Annotated in this window: 28 protein-coding genes and 1 tRNA gene; 19 read left to right on the top strand and 10 right to left on the bottom strand. The window is 68.5% G+C overall.

What is annotated here, in order from left to right; genetic code table 11:
* Nucleotides 1-84 precede the first annotated feature (84 nt).
* Nucleotides 85-1,698 carry a heme-binding protein gene (locus tag ACZ45C_RS04435; protein WP_460559337.1) on the bottom strand — a complete coding sequence of 538 codons (1,614 nt, stop codon included), beginning with the start codon at nucleotides 1,696-1,698 and terminating at the stop codon, nucleotides 85-87.
* Between the two features lie 191 nt (nucleotides 1,699-1,889).
* Between ACZ45C_RS04435 and ACZ45C_RS04430 the strand changes: the two genes are divergently transcribed.
* Nucleotides 1,890-2,099 (top strand): hypothetical protein, encoded by a 210-nt coding sequence (locus ACZ45C_RS04430; protein WP_460559335.1) that lies wholly within the window; start codon nucleotides 1,890-1,892, stop codon nucleotides 2,097-2,099.
* A gap of 58 nt (nucleotides 2,100-2,157) precedes the next feature.
* Here ACZ45C_RS04430 and ACZ45C_RS04425 read toward each other — a convergent pair whose 3' ends face one another.
* Together ACZ45C_RS04425 and ACZ45C_RS04420 are read right to left on the bottom strand one after the other, a co-directional pair.
* Nucleotides 2,158-2,388: a hypothetical protein gene (locus ACZ45C_RS04425; RefSeq protein ID WP_460559333.1), complete on the bottom strand. Its 231-nt coding sequence runs from the start codon at nucleotides 2,386-2,388 to the stop codon at nucleotides 2,158-2,160.
* A gap of 100 nt (nucleotides 2,389-2,488) precedes the next feature.
* Complete coding sequence (locus ACZ45C_RS04420; protein ID WP_460559331.1) at nucleotides 2,489-3,262, bottom strand: GTP cyclohydrolase III; 774 nt, start codon at nucleotides 3,260-3,262, stop codon at nucleotides 2,489-2,491.
* Nucleotides 3,263-3,381: 119 nt separating this feature from the next.
* Between ACZ45C_RS04420 and ACZ45C_RS04415 the strand changes: the two genes are divergently transcribed.
* The 6 genes from ACZ45C_RS04415 (at nucleotide 3,382) to ACZ45C_RS04390 (ending at nucleotide 8,569) form a co-directional block, all read left to right on the top strand.
* Nucleotides 3,382-4,161, top strand: coding sequence for an HAD-IIA family hydrolase (locus ACZ45C_RS04415; protein WP_460559329.1), 780 nt, complete (start codon nucleotides 3,382-3,384; stop codon nucleotides 4,159-4,161).
* 321 nt (nucleotides 4,162-4,482) lie between these two features.
* Complete coding sequence (locus ACZ45C_RS04410; protein WP_460559327.1) at nucleotides 4,483-5,829, top strand: DUF92 domain-containing protein; 1,347 nt, start codon at nucleotides 4,483-4,485, stop codon at nucleotides 5,827-5,829.
* Entirely contained in the window at nucleotides 5,826-6,335 is a 510-nt protein-coding gene (locus ACZ45C_RS04405) for a GNAT family N-acetyltransferase (protein WP_460559325.1), read from the top strand. Before ACZ45C_RS04410 ends, ACZ45C_RS04405 begins: the two co-directional genes overlap by 4 nt.
* Before the next feature lie 115 nt (nucleotides 6,336-6,450).
* Nucleotides 6,451-6,867, top strand: a complete 417-nt coding sequence (hisI, locus tag ACZ45C_RS04400) for a phosphoribosyl-AMP cyclohydrolase (protein ID WP_460559323.1) — start codon at nucleotides 6,451-6,453, stop codon at nucleotides 6,865-6,867.
* Entirely contained in the window at nucleotides 6,868-8,043 is a 1,176-nt protein-coding gene (locus tag ACZ45C_RS04395) for a DUF7118 family protein (protein ID WP_460559321.1), read from the top strand.
* A gap of 127 nt (nucleotides 8,044-8,170) precedes the next feature.
* On the top strand, nucleotides 8,171-8,569 hold the full coding sequence (locus ACZ45C_RS04390; protein ID WP_460559319.1) for a hypothetical protein: 399 nt from the start codon (nucleotides 8,171-8,173) through the stop codon (nucleotides 8,567-8,569).
* A 28-nt stretch (nucleotides 8,570-8,597) separates the two neighbouring features.
* Here ACZ45C_RS04390 and ACZ45C_RS04385 read toward each other — a convergent pair whose 3' ends face one another.
* A complete protein-coding gene (locus tag ACZ45C_RS04385; protein ID WP_460559317.1) occupies nucleotides 8,598-9,950 on the bottom strand; it encodes a putative ATP-dependent zinc protease in 1,353 nt (450 codons plus the stop codon).
* 110 nt (nucleotides 9,951-10,060) lie between these two features.
* On the opposite strand from ACZ45C_RS04385, the gene ACZ45C_RS04380 reads away from it, so the two are divergent.
* On the top strand, nucleotides 10,061-11,098 hold the full coding sequence (locus ACZ45C_RS04380; RefSeq protein WP_460559314.1) for a succinylglutamate desuccinylase/aspartoacylase family protein: 1,038 nt from the start codon (nucleotides 10,061-10,063) through the stop codon (nucleotides 11,096-11,098).
* A gap of 20 nt (nucleotides 11,099-11,118) precedes the next feature.
* Here the strand turns inward: ACZ45C_RS04380 and ACZ45C_RS04375 are convergent, their stop codons facing one another.
* Nucleotides 11,119-11,703 carry an NAD(P)/FAD-dependent oxidoreductase gene (locus ACZ45C_RS04375; protein WP_460559312.1) on the bottom strand — a complete coding sequence of 195 codons (585 nt, stop codon included), beginning with the start codon at nucleotides 11,701-11,703 and terminating at the stop codon, nucleotides 11,119-11,121.
* A 127-nt stretch (nucleotides 11,704-11,830) separates the two neighbouring features.
* Between ACZ45C_RS04375 and ACZ45C_RS04370 the strand changes: the two genes are divergently transcribed.
* Nucleotides 11,831-13,633 carry a S8 family serine peptidase gene (locus tag ACZ45C_RS04370; RefSeq protein ID WP_460559310.1) on the top strand — a complete coding sequence of 601 codons (1,803 nt, stop codon included), beginning with the start codon at nucleotides 11,831-11,833 and terminating at the stop codon, nucleotides 13,631-13,633.
* Between the two features lie 42 nt (nucleotides 13,634-13,675).
* Here the strand turns inward: ACZ45C_RS04370 and ACZ45C_RS04365 are convergent, their stop codons facing one another.
* On the bottom strand, nucleotides 13,676-14,563 hold the full coding sequence (locus ACZ45C_RS04365) for a hypothetical protein (protein ID WP_460559308.1): 888 nt from the start codon (nucleotides 14,561-14,563) through the stop codon (nucleotides 13,676-13,678).
* Between the two features lie 165 nt (nucleotides 14,564-14,728).
* On the opposite strand from ACZ45C_RS04365, the gene ACZ45C_RS04360 reads away from it, so the two are divergent.
* The 3 genes from ACZ45C_RS04360 (at nucleotide 14,729) to ACZ45C_RS04350 (ending at nucleotide 15,803) form a co-directional block, all read left to right on the top strand.
* Nucleotides 14,729-14,802, top strand: a tRNA-Tyr gene (locus ACZ45C_RS04360).
* 173 nt (nucleotides 14,803-14,975) lie between these two features.
* Nucleotides 14,976-15,224: a hypothetical protein gene (locus ACZ45C_RS04355; RefSeq protein ID WP_460559306.1), complete on the top strand. Its 249-nt coding sequence runs from the start codon at nucleotides 14,976-14,978 to the stop codon at nucleotides 15,222-15,224.
* Nucleotides 15,225-15,605: 381 nt separating this feature from the next.
* Entirely contained in the window at nucleotides 15,606-15,803 is a 198-nt protein-coding gene (locus ACZ45C_RS04350) for a hypothetical protein (RefSeq protein WP_460559304.1), read from the top strand.
* Here ACZ45C_RS04350 and ACZ45C_RS04345 read toward each other — a convergent pair.
* Nucleotides 15,781-16,041 carry a hypothetical protein gene (locus ACZ45C_RS04345; RefSeq protein WP_460559302.1) on the bottom strand — a complete coding sequence of 87 codons (261 nt, stop codon included), beginning with the start codon at nucleotides 16,039-16,041 and terminating at the stop codon, nucleotides 15,781-15,783. The genes ACZ45C_RS04350 and ACZ45C_RS04345 overlap by 23 nt on opposite strands.
* Before the next feature lie 163 nt (nucleotides 16,042-16,204).
* Between ACZ45C_RS04345 and ACZ45C_RS04340 the strand changes: the two genes are divergently transcribed.
* Nucleotides 16,205-16,684, top strand: coding sequence for a universal stress protein (locus tag ACZ45C_RS04340; protein ID WP_460559298.1), 480 nt, complete (start codon nucleotides 16,205-16,207; stop codon nucleotides 16,682-16,684).
* A gap of 20 nt (nucleotides 16,685-16,704) precedes the next feature.
* Here ACZ45C_RS04340 and ACZ45C_RS04335 read toward each other — a convergent pair whose 3' ends face one another.
* Entirely contained in the window at nucleotides 16,705-17,391 is a 687-nt protein-coding gene (locus tag ACZ45C_RS04335; protein ID WP_460559296.1) for a DJ-1/PfpI family protein, read from the bottom strand.
* A gap of 543 nt (nucleotides 17,392-17,934) precedes the next feature.
* On the opposite strand from ACZ45C_RS04335, the gene ACZ45C_RS04330 reads away from it, so the two are divergent.
* The gene (locus ACZ45C_RS04330) at nucleotides 17,935-18,363 is read left to right on the top strand and encodes a desampylase (protein WP_460559294.1); all 429 of its coding nucleotides are present in this window, start codon (nucleotides 17,935-17,937) and stop codon (nucleotides 18,361-18,363) included.
* A gap of 122 nt (nucleotides 18,364-18,485) precedes the next feature.
* Here ACZ45C_RS04330 and ubaA read toward each other — a convergent pair whose 3' ends face one another.
* On the bottom strand, nucleotides 18,486-19,340 hold the full coding sequence (gene ubaA / locus ACZ45C_RS04325) for an SAMP-activating enzyme E1 (RefSeq protein WP_460559292.1): 855 nt from the start codon (nucleotides 19,338-19,340) through the stop codon (nucleotides 18,486-18,488).
* A 229-nt stretch (nucleotides 19,341-19,569) separates the two neighbouring features.
* On the opposite strand from ubaA, the gene ACZ45C_RS04320 reads away from it, so the two are divergent.
* Complete coding sequence (locus ACZ45C_RS04320) at nucleotides 19,570-19,833, top strand: MoaD/ThiS family protein (RefSeq protein WP_460559290.1); 264 nt, start codon at nucleotides 19,570-19,572, stop codon at nucleotides 19,831-19,833.
* A 37-nt stretch (nucleotides 19,834-19,870) separates the two neighbouring features.
* Here ACZ45C_RS04320 and ACZ45C_RS04315 read toward each other — a convergent pair whose 3' ends face one another.
* On the bottom strand, nucleotides 19,871-20,890 hold the full coding sequence (locus ACZ45C_RS04315; RefSeq protein ID WP_460559288.1) for a PLP-dependent cysteine synthase family protein: 1,020 nt from the start codon (nucleotides 20,888-20,890) through the stop codon (nucleotides 19,871-19,873).
* 151 nt (nucleotides 20,891-21,041) lie between these two features.
* Between ACZ45C_RS04315 and ACZ45C_RS04310 the strand changes: the two genes are divergently transcribed.
* The 4 genes from ACZ45C_RS04310 to ACZ45C_RS04295 all read left to right on the top strand — a co-directional run bounded on the left by ACZ45C_RS04310 (nucleotide 21,042) and on the right by ACZ45C_RS04295 (nucleotide 23,716).
* A complete protein-coding gene (locus tag ACZ45C_RS04310; protein ID WP_460559286.1) occupies nucleotides 21,042-21,341 on the top strand; it encodes a sulfurtransferase TusA family protein in 300 nt (99 codons plus the stop codon).
* 2 nt (nucleotides 21,342-21,343) lie between these two features.
* Nucleotides 21,344-21,679 (top strand): rhodanese-like domain-containing protein, encoded by a 336-nt coding sequence (locus ACZ45C_RS04305; protein ID WP_460559284.1) that lies wholly within the window; start codon nucleotides 21,344-21,346, stop codon nucleotides 21,677-21,679.
* Between the two features lie 95 nt (nucleotides 21,680-21,774).
* Entirely contained in the window at nucleotides 21,775-22,797 is a 1,023-nt protein-coding gene (locus ACZ45C_RS04300) for a beta-ribofuranosylaminobenzene 5'-phosphate synthase family protein (protein WP_460559282.1), read from the top strand.
* Nucleotides 22,798-22,879: 82 nt separating this feature from the next.
* Entirely contained in the window at nucleotides 22,880-23,716 is an 837-nt protein-coding gene (locus ACZ45C_RS04295; protein ID WP_460559280.1) for an RAD55 family ATPase, read from the top strand.
* Nucleotides 23,717-23,778: the final 62 nt, after the last annotated feature.

The raw sequence follows: 23,778 nt of genomic DNA, 5'->3' as shown, positions 1-23,778 counted from the left end.
TGCACCGGAGACCGCGACCGCAGCGAAGTGGAGGACCGCGACCGCGGCGAAGCGGGGAATGCGACCGCCCGTCGCCGACCCGACTCAGGCCAAGAAGACGTGTCGCGGCCGGTCGGCGAGTACTTCACGACCCCACTCGACCGTCTCGCGGAACTCGTCGGAGCCGAAGAAGGCCATCGCGTCGTCCTTCGCCTCCCACTGGCTGGCGATGAACATGTCGTTTTCGTCCTCGACGTTCGTCATCAGGTCGGTCTCCACGTGGCCGTCCATCCCCGAGAGGATCTCGCCGACGTCGTCGAAGGTGTCGCCGAACTCCTCGCGGTAGTCCGGCTTGACGGTGTAGAACATCCCCATCGTGCCGAAGCCGGACTCCTCGCCCGCGCGGGCGACGATTCCGGGCAGCTCAGAGAGGAAGCCGGCGGCGGTCTCGGCGGCGGAGGCCGTATCCCAGATGGAGACCACCGCGGCGCGGTCGGTCGCGCGCCCCTCGTAGACGGCCGTCTTCACGTGCGTGCCGTAGTGGTCGAAGTTGCCGCGGAGCCCCTCGACCTCGTCGAACAACCCGTCGACGTCGGCCTCGCTGTACAGCACCGTCGCGTACACGTCCTCGCCGTGGGGCTTCCCGGCGTAGATGTCGAGGTCGGCGAGTTCGCCGCGAATGTCCTCGTCTGCATCGCCGTGGTGCTCCCCGTCCTCGTCGCCGTGCGGGTGATCTCCCTCGCCGCCCGCGCCCTCCTCGCCGTGCGGGTGGTCGCCGTGTGCTGAGCCGCCCCCGGCACCGGAGCGGTCGTGGCCCTCGCCGCGACCGCCGTCACCGCCGTGGTGGCCTCCCTCGCCGTGGCCGCCGCCCTCGCCGTGGTGGCCTCCCTCGCCGTGGCCGCCGCCCTCGCCGTGGTGGCCCTGCGCTTCGCCGCCCTCGCCCGTCGGAACCGTCTCACCGGCGAGGAACGCGCCGAGGTCCGCGGGCGGGAACCGCCGCCCGACGTAGAACTCGCCGAACTCGCCGTACCGCGAGGAGGCGGGATCGAAGCGCATCTCGTAGACGATGTCCTTGATGTCCGTGGGGTCGGAGCCGAACAGGGTGACGCCCCACTCGTGGCTGTCGAAGCCGACGGAGGAGGCGATCACCTGCTTGATCTTGCCGGCGTACTCGCGCCCGACGTCGCCGTGGTCGGCCATGAGGTCGGCGCGGTCTGAAAAGGAGAGGTCGTACCAGTTGTACTCCTCGCCCCGGCGCTTGCTCATCGGATAGAAACAGACGTACTCGTCGTCGGGGATCTCGGGCGTGAGCTTCCCCTCGATGTAGCGGCGGAGCCCCTCGTCGACCGATTCGGGATCTTCGAAGTACTCGTCGGAGACGTAGCCGGAGACCTCGGTGACGGAGACGTACGAGGTCGTCCGCTCGGTGAATCGCGCGAGCGCCGTGTCCTCGAACCGCCGCTCGATCGCGGAGAGGTCGTCGAGGCTCGGGCGGAAGTGGACGAAAAGCAGGTCCGCTTTGTGCCCGAGAACGGAGAACAGTCCGGAGTCGCCCTCGGCGGCGTCGGCGACCTGTTCGTGCCGGTTCAGGAAGGATCGTCCCTCCTCGATCGCCCGCCGTCGCTCGCGTTCGGGCGCGTCGCGCCACGCGTCCCAGTCGATCGACCGGAAGTCGTGCAGCGCGAACCAGCCCTCCTCGGTCTGTGGAGCTTCGACCATACGCCGACTTGGGTCGCCGCGACTTAGGGGTTTGTGAGTCGTCTCGGAGGGCGGAAACGCGACGCGGCGCGCGCCGACCGCGACAGAGACGAGCGCTCGGCGCTGCCGCGTCGCAACGTCGCCGTCGTATCGCGTCCCACGACGCCGTCGCTCCCGAAGGTTGATACCGGCCACCCGCGACTACCCGGACGATGGCTAGTGACGACCCGTCCGTCCCGATCGTGTGTACCGAGTGCGAGACGGAAACCCGCGTCCCGCTGTCAGACGTCGAGAGCGCACTCACCAGACACAACGACGGAAAACACGGCGGCGAGGAGGTCGCAGAGGTCGATCCGGCCCTGAAAGATCAGCTCGCCGACCTCGTCGCGGACGACCTCGGACTGTTCGACGAGACGGAGTAGGCGGGTCTCCTCGACGGTCGGATGTCGACGACGGGCCGCGCCTTCGTCGAACCCCGACTCAGTCGTCTTGGGCGAGCGCGCCCCGCGGGTGGCCCTTGTGCTGGAGGTTTCGGTTGTCACGCGACCGAGTCGCCGTCGCCGGAATGACCTCCGTCACCTCGGAGCGCGGACATCCCGTGTAGCCGTGGCCCGGATGCTCCGCGCAGTGGGCCATCGCGTCGTGAGAGCCCTCCCACGGCCCCGCGTCACAGTCGTCTGCGGTACAGACGAACACGATGTGTTCGGACATGTTGTCCGGCCGTTCTCTCGGACCGTATAAAAACGCTACACACCAATTATCAGAACAGATACCCCCAGATCACCGCGTTCGGCGGCCCGCGAGCGTCGTGTCAGTCGCCGAGCGCGGGCGCGCCGAACAGCTCGACGCTCGTTCCGTCGCGCCGACAGTCCTCCAGTGCGTGCTTGGCCGCGAAGCCGGCCTCGTGTGCGGACGCCCCGCTGCCGACGCCGACCTGTAGCTCGACGCCGACGTCGTCTTCGACGTGTGCGACCGCGTCGGTGAAGTCGCGTTCGGGGAGGTCCGGACAGACGGAGATTATGTTATCGCCGCCGACGAAAAACGAGAGCGCTCCGTGTGTCTTCCGGAGGTAGTGCATCAGCGAGGCGTACGCCCGTTCGACGTTGATGAACGTGTCGAACTCGTTGATCTGGTCCGTGTACTTCCCGGTGACGTTGACGACGTCGAAGTGCGCGATCTGAAGGTCGGCGTCCGTCGTCTCCGTGAGGTACTCGCCGGCGAGCACTTCGGTTCGGTTTCTGTCTTGTGCGCTCCCCTCGGTCTGGAGCCGACGGTTCGCCGCCGACAGCGCGTCGACGGGCCGCTCGGCGACCGCGGTGCCGAGGCTGATACTGACCGGATATCGGTTCCCGATCGACTCCTGAAGCGCCGCGTGTGCGGCGTCGTCGACGCCGTTGGTCACCGCGATCATGTTGTCGAAGCGCGTGAAGAAGACGTACGCGTCGCGGTGGCCGACGAACTGCGCGATGTCGGCGAAGAGCCGGGACTGAAGCGTCTGGAGGTCCATCTCCCGACGCGGCTCGGGGGTCACGGTCCACGGCCCGTAGTTGTCGATCTGGACGAGGGTCACCTGGGTCGTCGTCACAGTGGACATCGATACGGAGTCGTGCCGCTTTATGCTTCCGTTATCCCGAACGTGGTACTGGTACCGTATCTGGAACGGTAGGGCGCAATCCATAGGGCCGTGGGGACCCGACGGCGACCATGACACTCAGCGGAGCCGTCCTCGACGTGGACGGGACGGTCGTGCGCGGCGACGACCCGATCCCCGGTGCGCCGGCGGGGTACAGACGGTTGCGGGCGGCCGGAGTCGAGACGTTGTTCGTCTCGAACAACCCGACGAAGACGCCGCCGGCGTACGTCGACCGCCTCGGTACCGCGGGCTACGACGTCGATGCCGAACAGGTGTTCACCGCGGGGACGGTGACGACGCGCTACCTCCGGGACCACCACGCGGCCGACGAGTTGTTGTGTATCGGCGACTCCGGACTGCTCGCCCAGTTCGCCGACGCGGGCCTCACGACCACGGACGACCCCGCGGCCGCGGACGCGCTCGTGGCCTCTATCGACCGCGAGTTCGGCTACGACGACCTCTGTACCGCGCTGTGGACCTTGGATCGCGGCGTCCCGTTCGTCGGGACCGACCCCGATGTCGTCATCCCCGCTCCCGAACGCGACGTTCCCGGGTCCGGAGCCGTGATCAACGCGATCGCCGGCGTCGCCGGGCGCGACCCCGACGTCGTGCTCGGCAAGCCCTCCGACCCCGCGATCGAGATGGTCCGCGAACGCCTCCCCCGTCCGCCCGAGGAGTGTCTCGTCGTCGGCGACCGCCTCGACACCGACGTCGCGCTCGGCGAGCGCGCCGGGATGACGACCGCCCTCGTACTCTCCGGCGTCACCGACGAGGCGGCGGTCGCGGACGCCGCCGTCTCGCCCGACTACGTGCTCGACGACCTCGGCGAGATAGACCGGGTGCTCGACTGAGCGAGGTGGGTTCGACCGATCCACGGTCTGGTCGAGCGGCCCTGCAGCCGACCGCTCACTTTCGCTGTACGGCCAACGTTTATATACCATACCACCGTTCCTCCGCGCATGGGTGTGGGTGACTCGCACGAGAACGGAACCGACGACGACGAGGACCCGGAAGGGTCCGTCCGCCTCATCGAGGGGCACGCGGTGCAGTTCAACGAGTACCGGTACTGAGCCGCACGCGTCAGCCGGTCGCTCTCCTGATTCCGCCGAGCGTCGCCGCGCCGAGCGACCGCTGTCGGGACCGTTAAGTGCGCGTCCCGGGTAGCCGAGAGTGTGACACGGAGGCTCCGACGCGCGGGCGTTTTCGCCGCGGTGGCCGCGCTGGCGGTCCTCGCTCCGACGCTCGGCGACGCCGCGGTCGCGCCGTTTCTCGCCGTCGCCGGTCTCGCCTTCTTCGGCGTCCGAGACGGCGAGTGGTTCGAGACGCTCGCGCTGCCCGGCGACCGGGACGACGACCGACTCTACGGGCTCGTCTCCTTCTCGCTCGCCGCGGCCGGGCTCGCACTGTTCGCCTCCCTCCCTCGGGCTCCGCTCCCCTACGTCTCGTTCGCCGCGGCGACGCTCGCAGTCGGCGGCGGCCGCCTCGGCCGCGAACTCGTCGGCTCCCGCTCGACCGACGAGTTCGCGCTCGTCGCCGGCTACGTCACCGGCGGCACGCTGGGCGCGATCGCCGGACAGTTCGGCGTGCTGGCTCAGACCGGCGGACCGGAGATCACCGGCGCGGCCGGCGGCGTCAGCGCGACGCTCCCCGGCGTCGTCTTTCTCGCCGCGGCCGCCGCGCTGACGGCCGCGCTCGTCCGGTCGCTGGTGTTCGCCCGCGACGCGCACATCACGGTCGCCTTCGTCGCCTTCGCCGTCTGGGGGTTCGTCGCGCTCGACCCGAACGTGACCGTCGCGCTCGTCGCCTTCGGGCTCGGCGTGACCGTCGCGCTCGGGTACGTCTCCGTCGCGCTCGGCACCGCGTCGGTCCCGGGCATGTTGACCGGGGTACTCTCCGCGCTGTTGGCCGTCGTGCTCGGCGGCGTCGGGTGGTTCCTCACGCTCATGTCGTTTTACGCCGTCGGCGGGCTCGCCTCGAAGTACCGGTTCGACGAGAAGGCGGAACGCGGCGTCGCTCAAGAGAACGAGGGGGCTCGCGGCACGGGCAACGTGCTGGCCAACTCCGCCGTCGCGCTCGCCGCGGTGGTCGGATACGCGGCGACCGCGCACGTCGACGTCCCGGCGGCCCCGTTCGCGCTCGCGTTCGCCGGCGCGACCGCGACCGCGATGGCCGACACTCTCTCCTCTGAGATCGGCGGACTGTACGACGGTCCGCGTCTCGTCACGACGCTGCGACCGGTCGATCCGGGGACGGACGGCGCGGTGACGTGGCAGGGCGAACTGGCCGGCGGTGCCGGCGGGCTCCTCGTCGGCGGGCTCGCCGCGGTCGGCATGCCGATCGGCGACCCGGTCACGGGGGGTGCGGTCGTCGTCTGCGCCGGCGTCGTCGGGATGACCGCCGACAGCCTCCTCGGCGCGCTGATCGAGGGCGACGCGGTCGGAAATCAGGCTGTCAACTTCCTCGCGACGCTGTCCGGCGCGGCGGCCGCGGTGGCGCTCTGGGCGGTGGTGCTGCGATGACCGGACAACCCTCGAACCCGGGGAACGAGGGACCGGCAGGCTCCGACCGGCCGCCCGCCTCCCCGACCCCTCGGCTCCGCGATGCCCGGCCGGCCGACGCCGAGCGCATCCGCGAGCTACAGTCGCACCTCCGACAGCCGAATCCGGACCTGCTGGAATACGGGCTCGCGGTGGAGTCCGTCCGGGTGAGCGTCGCCGGCGACGAGGCGGCGAGCGGCTCCGCGCCGACCGGACGGGTCGTCGGATACCTCCTGCCGGTCGACGCACCGGGGCGTCCGGGCGTCCACCTCGCGGAACTCGTCGTCTCCCCCGCCCACCGTCGCGAGGGGCGAGCGAGCGAACTGCTCCGTCGCGTCGTGCGCGACGCGTCCGGCCCGGTGACGCTGCAGGCGCACCCTGACAACGAGGCCGCGCTGGCGCTGTACGACGCCGCCGGCTTCGCGGTCGTCGACCGTCGGCCGGACGCGTACGACGACGGCGACGCACTGGTGTTACGGCTGGGCTGACGGGGACCCCGTCCCGGTCGAGTTCTCGCGTGACGTGCCGACCCGCGATACGCCCGCTGATCCTCGGGCCCGTACAGACAAAAGGCCTATTCGAGTTCCGCGCGTCCGGCGAGACATGAGCGATGTCGATGCGGACGCCGGAGAGGAACGCGGGGACGGGACGGGCGTGGCCGGGCCGATCGACGTCGATTTCGGCGACGACGGCCTCGTGCCCGCGATCGCCCAAGACGCCGAGTCGGGAGAGGTGTTGATGCTCGCGTACGTCTCGCCGGAGGCGCTCGAACGGACCCGCGAGACCGGCGAGGCCCACTACTACTCGCGCTCTCGCGACGAGCTGTGGCACAAGGGCGGGTCGTCGGGACACACGCAAGCGGTTCGCGAGGTGCGCGTCGACTGTGACGCCGACACGCTGTTGTACCTCGTCGACCAGAACGCGGGCGCGTGTCACACGGGCCACCGGTCGTGTTTTCACCGCACTATCGACGGCGAGAACGTCGGTGAGCGCGTGTTCGACCCCGACGAGGTGTACTGAATGGTCGCTCCGGAGGCGAGCGGGACGGACGGCGCTGCGGAGGTCGGCGACGGCCCGGTCGCCGAGGCGGGCGAGGCGGCCGCGACTCTGCGAGAGCGATACGACGAGCTCCGCCGGATCGAATCCCGCATCGACGACCTCGGCCGGGACCGTATCGAGGCCGCCGCGGACGCCTATCGCCGAGCGAATCGCGTCCTCGACCAGTACGAGGAGGACGCCGTCGGAACCGGCGACTTCGGTTCGTACGTCCAGTTCCGCGGGGAGTTCGCAGACGCCGTAGACGTCGGTGACGACGCGCTCGCGGCCGACGCGTTCGCCGCCGCCGACGATGCGGTCGACAAGAAGCGGCTCTCCGAGAGCGACTTCGCGGCCGCTCGCGACGCGCTCGACCCGGCGGGCGAGTACGTCGACCTCCTCGGCGACTACGACGACGCCGTCGACGCGTACCGGGCCGCTCGCAAGGAGGCGAAGGCCGCCCGCAAGGCGCTCGACTCGCGGATCGAGGAGCTTCGCGCGGTCGCGGAGATGACCGACGCCGACCTCGACGCCGACGTCGACCGCCTCCGTGATCCGATCGAGTCGTACAACGGGGCGATACGAGAGGCGTTCGCGTCGTTTTACGCGTCGGCGTCCGCCAGCGAGGTGTTCGCCTTCCTTGAGAGGGCCGACGGGACGCCGTTTGTCGACGTCGACGTACCGCCGACCGACCTGGCCGACTACGTCGCCGACTACGAGGCGGGCGAGGAGCCGCTGCCGACGCTCTTGGAGTACGCCGACTACTCCAACTCGAAGCTCGACCACTACGTCGAGGACCCCGGCGCGCTCCGGACCGCGGTCGCGGTCCATCGCACCTACATCGAGCGGCTCGACGGCGAGCCGCTAACGCTCGACTGGCCGCCGGCCGGCGGCGACGAACTCGGCTACGAGATCGACGAGCTGATCCCGCTCGTCTCGCGGGTTGCCGCTGACGAGACGGTCGCGACGCTGCGGTCGGTTCGGGAGCTCGCTCGCGACGAGGAGTACGAGCGGCTTCGGCGCGCGGCCGAGGTTCGCGACGCGCTCGACGACTCCGCGTTGGATCTCATCGAACGCGGGGTCGTCGACGAGCGCGTGCGGGAGGCGGAGCGGACGCGGTCGATCGTCGAGGACGTGCTGGCGGAGACGGAGCGGTCGTGAGTCTGTCGCGGTCGGTGAGCGATCGGTCGCGTGCGTGAGTGTCGGAGAGATTTGTCGCGTCGTGAGTGTCGGAGAGTCGTCGCGCGTGTGACCGCTTTTTAAGGGACGTCGGGGACGAAGATGGTGCATGACCCGATTCGACGCCGCGACGGAGTCAGAGCGGCTGAAGCTGTTCGCGGACGCCGCGGCCGCACACCGGAGCCGGTCGAGCGACGTCATGACCGTCGACGTCGACCCCGACAGCGACGGGACCGACGGCGGCGAGGTCCCGCCGTGGATCCAGCTCGCGGGCACGGAGGTCGTACTCGACTGCACCGACCCGGAACTGGAGCGGCTGAAGGATCTGCTCGGTGAGTTCCCGGAGTTCCGTATCGACGAACTCGTCAGCCCGGAGGAGGCCGAGGGAACGAACGCGGTGATCACCGCGCGGTCCGACGCGAACCGCGTGGCCGGGTTCATCGAGCGCGCGTTCCGCGAGGTGTACGGACTCGACGACGACTACCGGGCGTGGGTGACAGCGGTCTGACGCGTCGGGCGGAGGCGACCCGACCTCGCTACTCTTCTTCGAGGATCTCGCCGCCTTCCGCGCGTTCGGCCTCGTCGGCGTCCGCGCGCCGGCGCACGTCGACGCGGTAGTCGCTGAGGATGTCGCGGCCCAAGAGCAGCGGGTATTCCATGTGTCCGCGGTCCTCGACGCTCGCGGTGACGGTGTGCTGGTTCCCGCCGATTCCGATGACAAGGTCGACGACCGGGCGCGCTTTCCCGCCCTTCATGCTGCCCGACTTCACGCGCGTCATGCTCTTTATCGGGCCCGCACCGATTTCGGCGGCGAGCTGGGTATCGATGCTTGTCCGCGTCGCGCCCGTGTCAGACTTCGCGAGCGCCTGCGTGGAGCCCGAGGTTCCCGTTACGACGACCTCCTCGATGTAGCCGATGTCGGGCTGCTCGGCGCTGGTCGTCTTCGGAATCGGGGCACAGGAGGGCCGCGAGTCGTCGAGCGTCGCGGAGATGCGCTCGACTGCGTCGTCGTCGACCTCGCCGCCGACCGTCTCGATCGCGAGCTTCGCGATGTGCGGGGCGGGGCTCGTGCCAGTCGCCTCGAACAGGCCCTTGAACCCGGCCGTCGGGTTGACTTCGAGGACGTACCAGCCGTCGTACCCCTCGACGAGGTCGACGCCGGCGTAATCGAGGCCCATCACTTCTGCCGCGTAGAGGGCTGTCTCGGCCGCCTCCTCCGGCATATCGTCGGCCGCGTCTTCGACCGCGCCGCCGAGCGCGACGTTGGTCCGCCAGTCGCCCTCCGGTGCGTAGCGGTACATCGAGCCGACGATCTCGTCGCCGACGATGTACACGCGCAGGTCGCGGTGCTGCTCGTCGTCTCGGTCGATGAGCTTCTGGAGGAACGCCTGCCGATTCCCCACCTTGGGGTTCACCCGTTCGGTGAGGTCGACCTTCCACGTGCCGCCGCCGTGGGTGCCGATCGCGGTCTTGTACACGCCGACCTCGCCGAAGCGCTCGCGCCCCTCGTTGAGCCGGTCGTTCGAGAGCGCGAGCAGGGCGTCCGGCACGCGGATGTTCCAGTCGGCGAGCGTCGCGGCCGTCGCGAACTTGTGGATCGCGGCGAGCACGGCGTCCGGCTCGTTGAGCATCGGCCGAATACGCTCGAAGGTCGTCGCGAGCCCCAGAAGCTCCGCGGGCTGGTCGGTGTTCGAGAGCAGCAGCCGGTTCGCGATCACGTCGACGGCGGGCTCGACGGAGACCTCGCCGTCTTCGACGCTTATCGCGGCGTTCTCCTCGCGCAGCCACACCGGCTCGTGTCCGAGGTCCTCGACGGCGTTGCAGATCGCCTTCGTCTCCTTGCTGTTGTGCAGCGACAAGACTCCCACCCGTACCGAGTCCGAACTCATGCCTGTGCCTGCGCGGGCCGACGTAAAAGGCGCGCCGATCGCTCCGGCGGCTATCAGCGCTGAGTCTCGCGGTCGCCATATATATACCCCGGCCCCTGCTCCGCTCAGACATGAGCGACGACCGGGTGTTCACGTACAACGGCGGCGCGGTGTCGCCCGGCGAGACGCAGAACATCCGCTACGGTATCAGCGAGACGTACCTCGGCGACCCGGTCCGGATCCCCGCCACGATCGTCAACGGCGAGCGCGACGGCCCCACCGTCTTCCTCACCGCGGCCGCCCACGGCGACGAACTCAACGGCATCGAGGTCGTCCGCGAGGTCGCCCACGAGTGGGACCTCTCGACGCTCGCCGGGACGCTCGTCTGTCTCCCGGTGCTCAACGTCCCCGGATTTCTCGCCCAGCAGCGGTACCTCCCCGTCTACGACCGCGACCTGAACCGCTCGTTCCCCGGGAAAGCCGGCTCGACCAGCTCGAAGCGCATGGCCAACCGGATCTACGAGAACTTCATCGCGCCCTGCGACTTCGGGCTTGACTTCCACACCTCCACCCGCGGCCGGACGAACATGCTCCACGTCCGCGGAGACATGACCGAAGACGGCGTTCACCGCCTCGCGATGGCGTTCGGATCGAACGTGATCATCGACAGCGACGGCCCGAGCGGCACCCTCCGCGGTGAGGCGACCGCCGACGGCATTCCTACGATCACGATCGAGATGGGCGAGGCGCACCGGTTCCAGCGCGGATTGATCGACGACGCGCTCGGCGGCGTCCGCTCGGTGTTCGCGGAGTACGACCTTCTCTCCGCCGACACGGTTCGCTGGCCCGGCTGGCGGACGATCGTCGCCGGCGCGGGCGAGAAGACGTGGCTTCGCGCCGACTCCGGCGGTATCGTCGACACGCACTTCGAGAGCGGCTCGCTCGTCCGCGAGGGCGAGCGCATCGCGACGATCACCAACCCGTTCAAGGAGGACGCCGTCGGCGTCGAGGCCCCCTTCACCGGGCTGTTGATCGGGCTCTTGGAGAACCCGGTCGTCTACCCGGGGAACCCCCTGTGTCACCTCGTCGAACTCGACGAGGCGACGCGGCGCGCGATCGAGGCCGGCGACGCCCCGAAGCCCGTGGGACAGCCGGACTCCGCGAACTGAAGGGAGCGCGCGGACGGTCGCTACTCGTCGTCGATGAGGCCGCCGAACACCGAACTCGCGGTGTCTGGCACGTCGAAGTCGTGGTAGTGCTCCCCCTTCTCGGCCGAGAGGATGTTGAGCGCGGCGGCCGCACCGTCGCCAGCGGAGATGACCGCCTGCCACTCCTCCGCCCGGACCATCGCACCGGTCGCGTACGCGCCCGCGACGCTCGTCTCCATCGAGACGCCGACGTCGACGAGGTCGCCGTCGAAGTCGCAGCCGAGCGACTCCGCGAGGTCTCGGTTCGCCCCGGTCGCCAACACGACGTAGTCGGCGTCGTACTCCCCGTCCTCGGTGGTCACGGTGAAGCCGTCGCCCGACGACGCAACGTCGGTGACCTTCTCCCCCTGGTGGCGGTCAACGCCGAAGTCGTCGACCTGCTGTCGGGCGGTGGCCATGAACTCGCTGCCGCCGACGGAGCCGACGCCGAGGTAGTTGAACAGGTGTGCCTTGTGCATCCACGTGCCGTCGGTGTCGAACAGGACCGTGTCGAGGCCGTTCTTGCTCGCGAACAGTCCCGCGCTGAGTCCTGCCGGTCCACCGCCGACGATTGCGACGTCTACCATAGATGATGTATCGGGGCCACGTCAATAAGCGTTGGCGGAAGCGGCCACGCGCGAGGCTGATAATTCGACCGCGCGCGTCGACCGCGCGAGCCGAAGCTATTTGTCTCGCCCTCTCGGCAGGTCGACCATGAGCAACGGGCGGGAGGCGAAGCCGGCGGACTCGACGCGTTCGCTCCGCCCCCTCACCGCCGTCAGAGCGGTCGGAACGGCGGTTCTCGTCACACTCCTCGCCGGCGTACTCCTCGTCGCGCTCGCATCTTCGGGAGCCGCCGCCGTCGACGCCGCGGGCGTGAACGCGGTGGGTGCTCCCGACGACGCGCACGGCGCGAACGAGACGACGCCGCTCGACGGCACGAACGAGACGATAGAAGTCGTGGTCCGGTTCACGCCGATCGAGAACCCCGACGACCTCGGCACGGTCGACGCCGACGGCACGGCTGACACGACCGACACGTCTGGCACGGGCAACACGTCCGGTACGGCCGCCACGCCCGACGACCACCGAGACGCCGTGGTCGACGACCTCCGCGAACACGCGACCTCCGAACAGGACGCGTTCGACGAGTTCGCCGCCGCACGCGAGGGGGTCACGATCGAGCGCGACCTGTGGCTGGCGAACGCGATGGTCGTGACCGTCGACGCCGACGCGGTGTCGGCGAGCGCGCTGCTGTCGGTCCAGAACGTCACCGCGGTCCACGAGAACGTCGAGATCGAACCGGTCGGCGGCGCGTCGTCGACATCGCACGGCCCCTCGGCTGCACCTCCGCCGCGCACCGCCGCTCCCGCCCAGATCACCGCTGACCCCAGCGGCCGGGCCACGGCGGGACTTCGACAGATCGACGCCCCGACCGCGTGGGAGCGGTTCGGGACCCGCGGCGCGGGCGCGACGGTGGCCGTCATCGACACCGGTGCCGACCCCCGTCACCGGGACATCGATCTCGACGGGTGGGCCGCGTTCGACCAGCGGGGTGCGCTCGTGAGCGACGACCTCGCGGACGCGAGCGACTCGGACGGCCACGGGACGCACGTCGCCGGCACGGTCGCGGGCGGGAACGCGTCCGGAACGCACATCGGCGTCGCTCCGGCGGCCGACCTCCACGCGATCGACGTGTTCGCCGAGAACGAGACGGCGACGTTCGCGGGCGTGATAGCGGCGATGGAACACGGGACGACGGACGGCGACGCCGACGTGCTCCAGATGAGCCTCGGCGCGCCGGGCGCGTTCCGCGAGTTCGTCGCCCCGGTGCGGAACGCCCGCGCCGCCGGCGCGGTCGTCGTCGTGGCCGCCGGCAACGAGGGCGAGAACACCTCGACGAGCCCCGGAAACGTCCACGACGCCCTCGCGGTCGGCGCGGTCGACGGCGACGGAGCGGTGCCGCCGTTCTCCAGCGGGGAGTCGGTCGACGCGGCCGCGGCGTTCGAGACGTACCCGGACGACTGGCCCGACCGGTACGTCGTTCCGGACGTGACGGCCCCGGGCGTCGGCGTCGTCAGCGCCGAGGCGAACACGACCGCCACTTACGTTCAGCGTCAGGGAACCAGCACGGCGGCCCCGCACGTCTCCGGCGTCGCGGCGCTCGCGGTCGCCGCGACCGACGGACGGGTCGACGACGCGACGCTGCAGGCCGCGATCGTCGAGACCGCGGTCCACCCCGCGAACGCGACCGCTTCCGACGACCGATACGGCCACGGCGTCGTCGACGCGCCGGCCGCTGTCGGGGCGGCGGTCGAGCGGACCCCGCCGGAACCGAGTGCGACCGACGGAGACAACGAGACCGACGGTAACGGTAGCAACGGCGAGACCGATTCAGATCCCCCGGACGGCGGTCCCGCGACTGACGACGCGACGCGCGGGTTCGGCACCGCCCCCGCGCTCGCCGCGCTCACGATCGCCGCGGCGCTCGCGTCCGTCGCGGTGCGGGATCCGTGAGCCGCGAACGCGTGTCCGACGGGCGTTCGCGACGCGTTCGGTTCATTCGGAGAAGTCGGACAGCGAGCCGCGGGAGTCGCCGTCGCCGGCGTCGCTTCCGCCGCTCTCGTCTGTGTGGCCGGTCTCGGTTCCGGTCTGGCCCGGATCCCCCTCGTCGACGATGGTCTCGGGTTCGGTCCAGGGGTCGTCGGGGTCGACCGGCTCGACGGCGCGGTCGAGTTCCGCTTCGGTGTAGTCGTGGTCCTCGTCGAGCAGCATTGCGAGCCGCTGCCATCGGGCGCTGTGCTCGCCTTCGCCCTCCGGACCCACGCGAGCCCCGCGCGTTTTGAAGAACTCGGTGCCGCGACCGAGACGCGACCCCTCGCCGGTGTGGCCGTCGAAGACCGCGTCGAACTCGCCGCCCGGTTCGAGGTCGCCGACGGGAAAGTCGTGTGCGGGCTCTTCGCCGCGTTCGCGGGCTTCGGCGCGGCGGTCGGCGACGGCCCGAAAGTACTCGTCGGCGTTCGGCCCCTCGCGGGTCGACCGCGCGCGGGCGGCCGCCAGCGCGGCGTGGATCGCACAGAGCCGCCCCTTCCACTCGGCGGGCTCCCACCGTTCGGTCGCGAGCTCCTCGTAGCGCTGGATAGTGAGCGCGACCTCGCTACCGGCGCGGAGGTCCTCGACGACGTACAGCGTCAGGCGGTCCCAGAGGTTCCACGCGTAGCCGGAGCGCGCGAGTTCCCACGCGGCCCACGCGGCGACCTCCTCGTCGGAGCGCCGCACGGCCTTCTGGAGGAGGCTGGAGACGGCGTAGCGGTTGTAGCCGCCGTCGGTCTCGTTCGGCTCTTTCGGCTCGCCGAAGTCGTTCTCGCCGGTCGCGTCGGGCGTCGTGTCGGTCTCCAAGCTCCCGTCGGCCCCGAACGTCGCCTGTCTGTCATCGCCGTCGACCATACGTCCGCTCCCTCCGCGAGCGACTTAAAAACCGCGCGCGGTGGAGGACGCTGCTACCGCTGTGTCGACGGCCGTCGCGTCACCGGATCCCAGCCGCGACACGAGGGATCACACCGGGGGCGAAAGAGAACTCTTAAGTCGGATCCGGCGGGAAGAACGAGGTGCCCGCCCTTAGCTCAGCCTGGTAGAGCAGCCGACTGTAGATCGGCTTGTCCCCCGTTCAATTCGGGGAGGGCGGACTGGAATTTTCAGTCGATTCCGGGTGCACTTCGGAATCGGCGTTTTCGTCCCTCAGAAGACATGAGCGGTTAGTCTACGTTTTCAGAAGACGCCCCGAAAAACCGGAGTGCAACAAGGTAGATCACGCCCCCCGACGCAGTCCGGCGAATTTCGTAGTGGACGGGGGTGCGGCATGAGTGCAGAACGCGACAGCGACGAGGAGGTACAGATCGCTGTCGACCTCGACGGCGACGTAGTCGAGATCGAACGCGAGCGGATCGAGACGATCCGGATCGACCAGCTCTTTCAGCCGATCGACGACGACAACTGCGACGGGCGTCTCCAACTCTGGAGCGACAGCGGTGGCTGGAGTGGCTACGAAAGACGTGGCGACGAGTTATACCACGTCAACGTTCTGACTGAGACGACTATCGAAGGGTGATCTGTTCGACCCCGAAGAGGGGCCGGACGGGGACGCCCTCGCGCCACACCACTTCTACGTCGGCGTAGCGCTGACGCTGTTCGGTTTCGCGTCGGTCTGACCCTACTACCCGGCGACGGGTGCCGGCTTTGCGTTCATCGGCCTGCTCGTCGCTCTGGATGACGTGATCGAGTACATGACCGGCTTTCCGACGCCGCTGGGCAGGTATGGAAGCGCGTGGTCTACCCGATCCTGCAACGCATCGAGGGGCAGTCAACGGATGCCAGTAACGTCGAGGAGTAACTGCACGCCGCCCAGGCGGTACTCTTGGTGTCTCAACACGGGCCGGGGTAATGCGAGTCGGAGAAACGACTTTCCGTACCTGTTGCATATTCACTCTCCATGGAGCGCGAGACACAGCCCTCCGAGGAGACGATCCAACAGAGTGAGCAAAATTTTCAGAACGATGACTATGAAACTCTGAAGGCGGATGTGGTTTTAGCGGAAGAGACCGGTAAACCGCGTGATGACTTCTCTGCTGACGGATACGAATTGCCTGATTTTGAGGACTTGGAAGTCATTCCAGAGGAAGACCAGTAACCCAGACGAACGATTTCATTTCGGGGTACGTGTGTTCGTCGATCACAGCGTTGATACCCTCGGGGTCTGCCATCACCTCGTGAAGCGCCTCGCTCGTCACCATCAACTCGTTCATCTCGTCGGCCTCGTCGATCCCTTCCTCCCACGCCTCGCACTCACCAGGTGCGAAGACACCACGCTCGTCGAGCCGAGCAACAAGCTCGCGGAGATCGTCGCGATAGGCTTCGATCAGGGTCATCAGAAGCCACCTCCGTTTCCGTTATCGACTTCGCTCTTTCGTCGATCAACCTCTTTGCGTACCGCCGCCTCAACGAGTTCGAGCCGCTCCTCACGCTGGTAGGTCGTAGTCGTCCCCGTCCGCACCGACAGCGTATTTATGCCGGGCATTCAACGCTTCTCACATGACCCTCGTCGTGGTCCCGGTTCGGTTCCCGCCGTCGTCGCATTCGGAGACGACGTTGCGGGAGGCCGCCCGCATCGCGGAGGAACGCGACGCCGACCTCACCATCCTCCACGTGGACCTCTATCAGAACTCCGGCGGCGTCTCTCGCAGCGATCTCAAACGCGCGGTCGAACAGCGCCTCGGCCGGCTGGACCGCGCGCGATACGTCGTCCGCCGAGGGTTTCTCGTCGAGGAGACCATCCTCGAAGAGATAGTCGCCGAGGGGGCGGACATCGTCGTCATCGGCTCGAAGCAGGCGGGACGCTGGCGGCGCATGGTCCAGAAGCTGCTCTCCGACCCCGATATCGACTCGTTTCTCCGAAGTGAACTCGACTGTACCGTCATCACCGTCGACGCCGACGGCGACACCACGAGCAACGAACCGGGAGAGGGCCCCGGTGACACCGCGCCGCTCCCCGACGACGGCACCGACGACTGACCGCGTACCGCTGTTCCGGGCTACTCCTCCCGCCCGGCGACGTCGTAGCGTCGCTCGTACTCGATCACGGTCGCGACGCGTGTTGCGATCGATTCGCCGAACGCTCGCTCGACGAGGTACAAGGCGAGATCGAGTCCGGAGGTGACTCCGCCTGCGGTGAGCAGGTCGCCGTCGTCGACGACCCGCGCGTCGACGACGTGCGCGCCGGACTCCCGGAGTTCGTCGAGCGCGGCGGCGTGGGTGACCGCACGTCGCCCGTCGGTGACGCCCGCCTCGGCGAGCAGCATCGAGCCGGTGCAGACGGACGCAATTCGGACGCCCGCGTCGTGATACCGGGCGAGCGCGTCGGGCACGTCGCCTCGCTGCGCTTCGGCCCACGCGCTCGCCTCCTCGTCGCGTGCGCGCCACCCGCCCCCGGGAACGACGAGCAGGTCGGGCGCGGCCGTGGCAGTCGGATCCGGAAGCACTCCGTCGACGCCGACTCGCGTCCCGTGACTCGCCGTCACCGCCTCGCTCTCGTCGAGTGTCACGTACCGGATACGCCCGAGCCCGCTCGGACCGTCCGCGGTCTCGTCGAGCGACCCGTTCCCCTCATCGCGCTTCGCTCGATTCTCGGATGCGAACCCGAACGCGTAGTCGAACACCTCGTAGGGCCCGATTCCATCCAGTTCGTCGAAGCCGTCGTACACCAGTACATCGACGTTCATACCACCCGTGGGACGGGGAGTGGCATGTGCGTTGTCCTCACGCGAGACGGGCCCCTCCGATCCACCGCTCACCTGCTGGTGTTTCCCAGCGAACCACAAAACATGGATGATAAAACAATATATAATGGATTTTTTGCGACGATAAATTTGTATTTCGAACTCCTTATCCGTATACGAGCACGATCATCTACTGTAATGGAAATTAATAAGACGAATATCGAAAGTGGTCCCGAACGACTGAAAGACACCCCGCGACTCGAAGATCTCGAGGCGGCGACCAGCCCGGCTGCCCGCCTGCTGGCATGGCTGCGCTCCTGAGTTTCCCTCTCTCGTTTTGAACGGCCGTTGTGATCGCCGGTATCGACCGGTTCTGGTGGATTTTTGAGACGGTCATTCGACCGTCGTCAACACCGACGTGCGTCGTGTGCGAAAAGGCGTCACGTCCCTCTCAGTACCGCACACAACGCCTGCCGCTATCGCGGACGCGGCACACCCTTTGCCGGTCGGGACGGACTTATCGGGTGGACGCCCCTCTCTCGCCGTATGATCGAACTCTCGCGGGCGGTCTACGACGACATCGTGTATCACGCCTACAGCGGCGGAGAAGCCGAGATCTGTGGCGTGCTCGCCGGCACCCACGGCGACGACGGCGATCCGAACGTCGTCACCGAGACCTACGAGGCCGAGAACGTCGCGGAGACCCCCGAGATCAGGTACCTCATCGACCCGGAGGAGCAGTTCGAACTGATCGAGTCGGTCGAGGCCGACGGGCTCGACCTCGTCGGGTTCTACCATTCGCATCCGACCGGGCCGACGCATCCGAGCGAGACGGACGCGGCGCGGGCGACGTGGCCCGACCACTCGTACGTCATCTGCGCGCTCGACGGCTACCCGTTCGTCGGTTCGTGGCGCTGGCGCGGCGACAAAGAGGAGTTCGAACAGGAGACCGTTTCCGTGCGCAGCGAGCGGTAGAACCGGAAGGTACGACGTTTGTTTATAAACTGCATCGCTGACGCTCTTCCATGTAAATACGATGTCGCTATCGGCGATCGTGCGGGAACGCGGAAAAGCGGAAACGCACCGAGTGTCCGGCCTCAGTCGCTCGCTTCGATCTCCGCCTCATCCCCGCCGACGTCGATCGCACAAGAGGCGGTGTACTCCACGTCGTGGACCGACTCGATGGCGGGGTCGTCGCCGCACACCGGACAGTCGTCGCGTTTGGGAATCTCGACTTTGTCGAACTCCATGTCGAGCGCGTCGAAGAAGAGCATCGAACCGTCGAGGCTCTCGCCCTCGCCGATGAGGTGTTTGACCGTCTCCGTGGCCTGCAGACACCCCACGGTTCCGGGGAGGACGCCGAGGACGCCGGCGGTCGCGCAGTTCGGAACCATCCCCGCGGGCGGCGCCTCGGGGAACAGACAGCGGTAACACGGCGAGTCGTCGCCGCCCGCGAACGTCGTCACCTGCCCCTCGAACTTGAAGATGGATCCGTGCGAGAAGGGAATTCCGGCGAGCGTACACGCGTCGTTGACGAGGTACCTCGTGGCGAAATTGTCGGTCCCGTCGACGACGAAGTCGTAGCCATCGATCAGTTCCTCGATGTTGTCGGGGGTGACCCGAAGTTCGTGTTTCCGCACGTCGATGTCGGGATTGAGCTGGGCGACGAAGTCGGCAGCGGAGTCGACCTTCTTGCGGCCCACGTCGTCGCTCCCGTGAATCACCTGTCGCTGGAGGTTCGACAGCTCCACCTCGTCGTCGTCGGCGATACCGAGCGCTCCGACGCCGGCGGCCGCGAGGTACTGGACGATCGGCGCGCCGAGCCCGCCGGCACCGAGCACGAGCACCTCGGCGTCGAGCAGGGCCTTCTGTCCGTCGGGCCCCACGTCGTCCATGATGATGTGTCGGGAGTAGCGGTCGAGCTGGGTCGGATCGAGATCGAGATCGCTCATTGTCTTCCCGTAGCAGCTACGAACGCATAAGCCGGGCGTCCACCGGTGTGATCTGCCGCGATCTCGGAAACGCGTGACGAACGCACGACTGGGGAGAGATTGAACGTGCCGAACACGTGATACCCTCGCAGAGCAGCCCGGCGGTCCGCCGACGGAGACGGTCATCAGAGACCGTGGCCGACGTTGCCGTCGGCGGACGGCTTTTTGCGATGAGTCCCGAATCGGACGTATGGCCACGATCAAGCTGCCGGCCGTACTCGTCGGCGGATCGTCGACCTCCGAGGTCCGAGTCGACGGCGACACCGTCGGCGACCTGTTCGAGAACCACGCCGCCGAACACGGCCCGGAGCTCAAAGACAGCGTCGTCGAGAACGGCGAGATCAAGGAGTTCATCAACGTCTACGTCGACGGTACGCCCGTCGATGGGCTCGACGCCGAGGTTCCCGCCGACGCGCAGGTCCGCGTCATCCCCGCGGCTAGCGGCGGTCGGTGAGCGGTTCTCTTTCGGTCGTCTCGTCGGTCTCGCGCGCCTACAGATACTCCTCCCACAGCGGGATGTCCGCGTACTTGTCGCCGCGGTCACACAGCATGAATACGACCACGTCGTCGTCCGCGAGGGCACCTCCCTCGTCGAGCGCAGCGACGGCGGCCGCACCCGCACCCGCGGAGGTGCCGACGACGAACTGGCCGTCGACGCGGAGGTGCTCGCGAACGGTTTCGAGCGCGTGCTGGCCGGGATCGGCGACCGGCACCGCCTCGTCTTGGTACCAGTCACGGAGCGCCCGTGCTCGGTCGTAGGCGTCGCCGGTCGAGACGTACTCCCGCCGGTCGAGCACCGACTCGTCGTACGTGTCGGGGTGGTAGTGGTCGCCCGTTTTGAGGTATTTGAGTCCGTCGATGGCGTGGAGCGGCTCGTCCGGCTCGAAGCCGACGACCTCGACGGCGTCGTCGGTCAATTCGGTCAGTCCGCGGCCGGTGCCCGTGATCGTCCCTCCAGTGCCGACGCCCGCGACGAAGTGGGTCACGTCGCCGTCGGTCGCCTCGTGGATCTCCGGGGCGGTCGTCCGCTCGTGGGTGCCCGGGTTGTCCGGGTTCTCGTACTGGTTCGGCCGGTAGTAGGCGTCCGGATCGGCGGCGACGATTTCCTCGCAGCGCTCGATGACCGCGTCGTAGCCGAGGTCGGCGTCGACGAAGTGGATCTCCGCGCCCGCGTCGCGGACTGCCTCGACCTTCCCGCCCGCGGCGTTGTCGGGCATGACGATCTCGACTGCGTAGCCGCGGGCGCTCGCGAGTCGGGCGATTTCGCTTCCGGTGTTGCCCGAGGTGGGCTCGATCACGGTGTCGCCCGGAGCGAGGTCGCCGCGCGCCTCCGCGCCGTCTAGCATTCCCTTCGCGATCCGAGACTTGACCGACCCGCCGCCGTGCGGGGCGTCGTAGAGGTTGAACCACTCGACTTTCGCGTACACCGTCGCGTCCGACCGGAGTCCGAGGTCGACCTCGACGAGGGGCGTTTCGAATATCGTCGACTCGTCGGCGACGTGCTCGCTCATACGTCCCGTAGGTCACAGCCCGATAAGAGTCCGACGGAAACGGCGGCCTCGGCGGTTGTCGCGGTCGAAGTCGGTGTATCGTCCGTCAGAGATACGGGAGAACTCTGCCGGTCACGTAACCCGTTAACCGGCGAGCGGACAACTACGACGTATGAGCCAACCATCGTGGGACGACGTCGTCGAGATGCCGGACGAGCTCGACGACGAGACGGCCGAAGCCCTGCTCGACGACGCGACGGAGGTACAGGACATGACCGGCGAGGTGTGTCCCTATCCTCAGGTCGAAGCGAAGAAGGCCATCTCCGGGCTCTCCCCGGGCGACGTACTCGTCCAGAAGACGGACCACGTGCCGAGCACGGAGAACGTCCCGAAGGCGGTCGGCGACGACGCCACCGCGAAGGTGTGGAAGTCGGGCGACGGCCGCTACCGCATCTTCCTGCGGAAGGAGTAACCATGGTCGAGGAACTCACCCCCGCGGAAGTCAACGATCGCGTTCAGGCGGGCGACGTCCGCGTCATCGACACGCGATCGCCCGAGGAGTACGAACGAGGCCACATCCCCGGCGCGATCAACGTCCCGCTCGGCGACCTTCCGTCGCGCGTCCCCGACATCGACTGGGACGACACCGACGTGGTCTGTGCCTGTCCCGTTGGGCAGTCGTCGAAGCAGGCCGCGATGCTGATTCAGAGCTACGAGGGCGTCGAAGAGGACGTGCTCGTCGCGAGCATGGCCGGCGGGTACGAGGAGTGGGAGTTCGACCTGGAAACCGGCTCGTCCGCAGACGCGTGACCGGGGCTCGCGGTGACGGCTCCGTGGCCGGTCCGGGCAACGACCGCCACGGCCACGCACCATTTAGCGTTCGGGCGTGAAGCGGGGACTAACCCATGGCACGCGCGAGCGCCGGAGCCCGGCTCCACTTCGGTTTCTGTAACCTCAGCCTCTCACACCAGCGTCTGTACGGCGCGCTCGGACTGGGACTTCGCGAGCCGCGCGTCGTCGTCGACGCCGACCCGGCCGAGGGCGTGAGCGTCGCGATTGCGGACGAAACCGGCGAACGGATGGAAGATAGCGCGACTGATACCGCTATCGCGAGCGACCTCCGTGCTCACGCGCGCACGGCCGTCGACTGCCTCGGCGTCGACGGCGCACGGGTCGTCCTCCGCGAGTCGCTCCCGCGGCACGCCGGACTCGGGAGCGGCACGCAACTCGCGGCGGCGACGCTCGCGGCGGTCGCGGCCGCCCACGGCGAACCGGCCCGCGTCCGCGAGCGCGCGCCGCTGTTCGGACGGGGCGGGCGCTCCGGCGTCGGCGTCGCGACGTTCGAGGACGAGGGGTTCGTCCTCGACGCCGGCCATCCCACCGCGCGGTTCACGACCGATCGCCCCGACGACGGCGAGTGGACGGTACCGCCGGTGGCGGCCAGACATCCCGTGCCCGACGACTGGCGCTTCCTGCTCGTGCGGCCGGACGCCGACCCCGGACGGAGCGGCGACAGCGAAGACGGCGCGATGCGCGCGGCGGTCGAGCGGGCCGAGCCCGGTCTCGCCGACCGGATCGGCGGCATCGTCACGCGTCGCGTGCTCCCCGCCGTCGCGACCGGAAACGCCGAGCGGTTCGGTGCCGCAGTCGCGGAGATCGGTCGGCTCAACGGCGCGTGGTACGCCGACGAACAGGGCGGTGTCTACCGCCCGCCGGTCGGTGACGTGGTGGCGTCGCTGTCGGCGGCCGCGGGCGTGTTCGGAGCCGGACAGTCCTCGTGGGGGCCGACCGTCTACGGCGTCACCGACGCGGACCACGCCGGGGCGGCCGCCGAGGCGGGCGAGCGCGCGCTCGACGAGGCGGGCGTCGAGGGATCGGTGTCGGTCGTTCGGGCGGCGACGCGGGGCGCGCGCGTGACGCGCGAGTGACGCGAGAGCCGCTCACGGGTGACCCGCGGCGGGGAGGCCGACGAGCAACAACACTAAGCGGAGCGACGACTCCATGAGTGACATGACGAGCCTTCCGTTCGGCGTCGCTCGCCTCGACTCGATCCTCGACGGGGGCGCACCGCCGGGGAGCGTCGTGTTGCTCGCCGGTGAGTCGGGGGCCGGGGCGCGAGAGTTCCTCTACACGAGCGCCGCGATGAACGCGCTCGCTCGCGCCGACGAGGAACTGTTCGACCTGTACTACGGCGACCTCCCGGCGGGAGCGACGCTCCCCGATGAGGTGCACTACCTCTCGTTTACCGCCGGGACGGGCCCGATCACGCGGGAAATGGGATACACGATGGTCGACGAGATCGTCGACGCCGCCATCGACGAGATCGCGTTTCGCGACCTCTCCGCGGAGTACTTCCAGCTCAGTCCCATCCCGCGGGACTGGTACGAAGACGAGACGACGTCGATCACGGACCTGGGCGATCGCGGCGAGTACGAGGACGTCCTCACGGCGTTCGGCGATTACCTGTCCGCGAACGCGGACGGGAGCCTCGTCTGTGTCGACTCCGTGACGGACCTCGTCTCGATGGTCTCCGGCGACACCGAGTGGAGCGACATCGCGGCGGTGATGAAGGGACTGAAGAAGGCTGCCTACGAGTGGGGCGGGCTCATCCTCGTGTTGGTGAACACCGACTCGATAACCGATCGCGAGTTCGGCGCGCTGACCGACGCCGCCGGCGGCACCTTCCAGTTCGCGTGGGAGAGCGGCGGATCGAAACGCGCCCGAACGATGTTCGTCCGCGAGTTCCGCGGGGTGCTCTCGCGGCTGGAAGCGGAGAACATCGTGCGGTTCGAGACCGAGATCCACGACGGCGGCTTCGACATCAGCGACGTTCGGAAGATCCGGTGACGCGACGAGTCTCGATTTCGAGAACGACGCGGCAGATTACTTAAGGCTCCCTCCTCTACGAG

This window comes from Halorubrum pallidum, assembly GCF_055380345.1.
The sequence above is the reverse complement of the archived record's forward strand: the minus strand, read 5'-3'. Positions and strand labels throughout refer to the sequence as shown.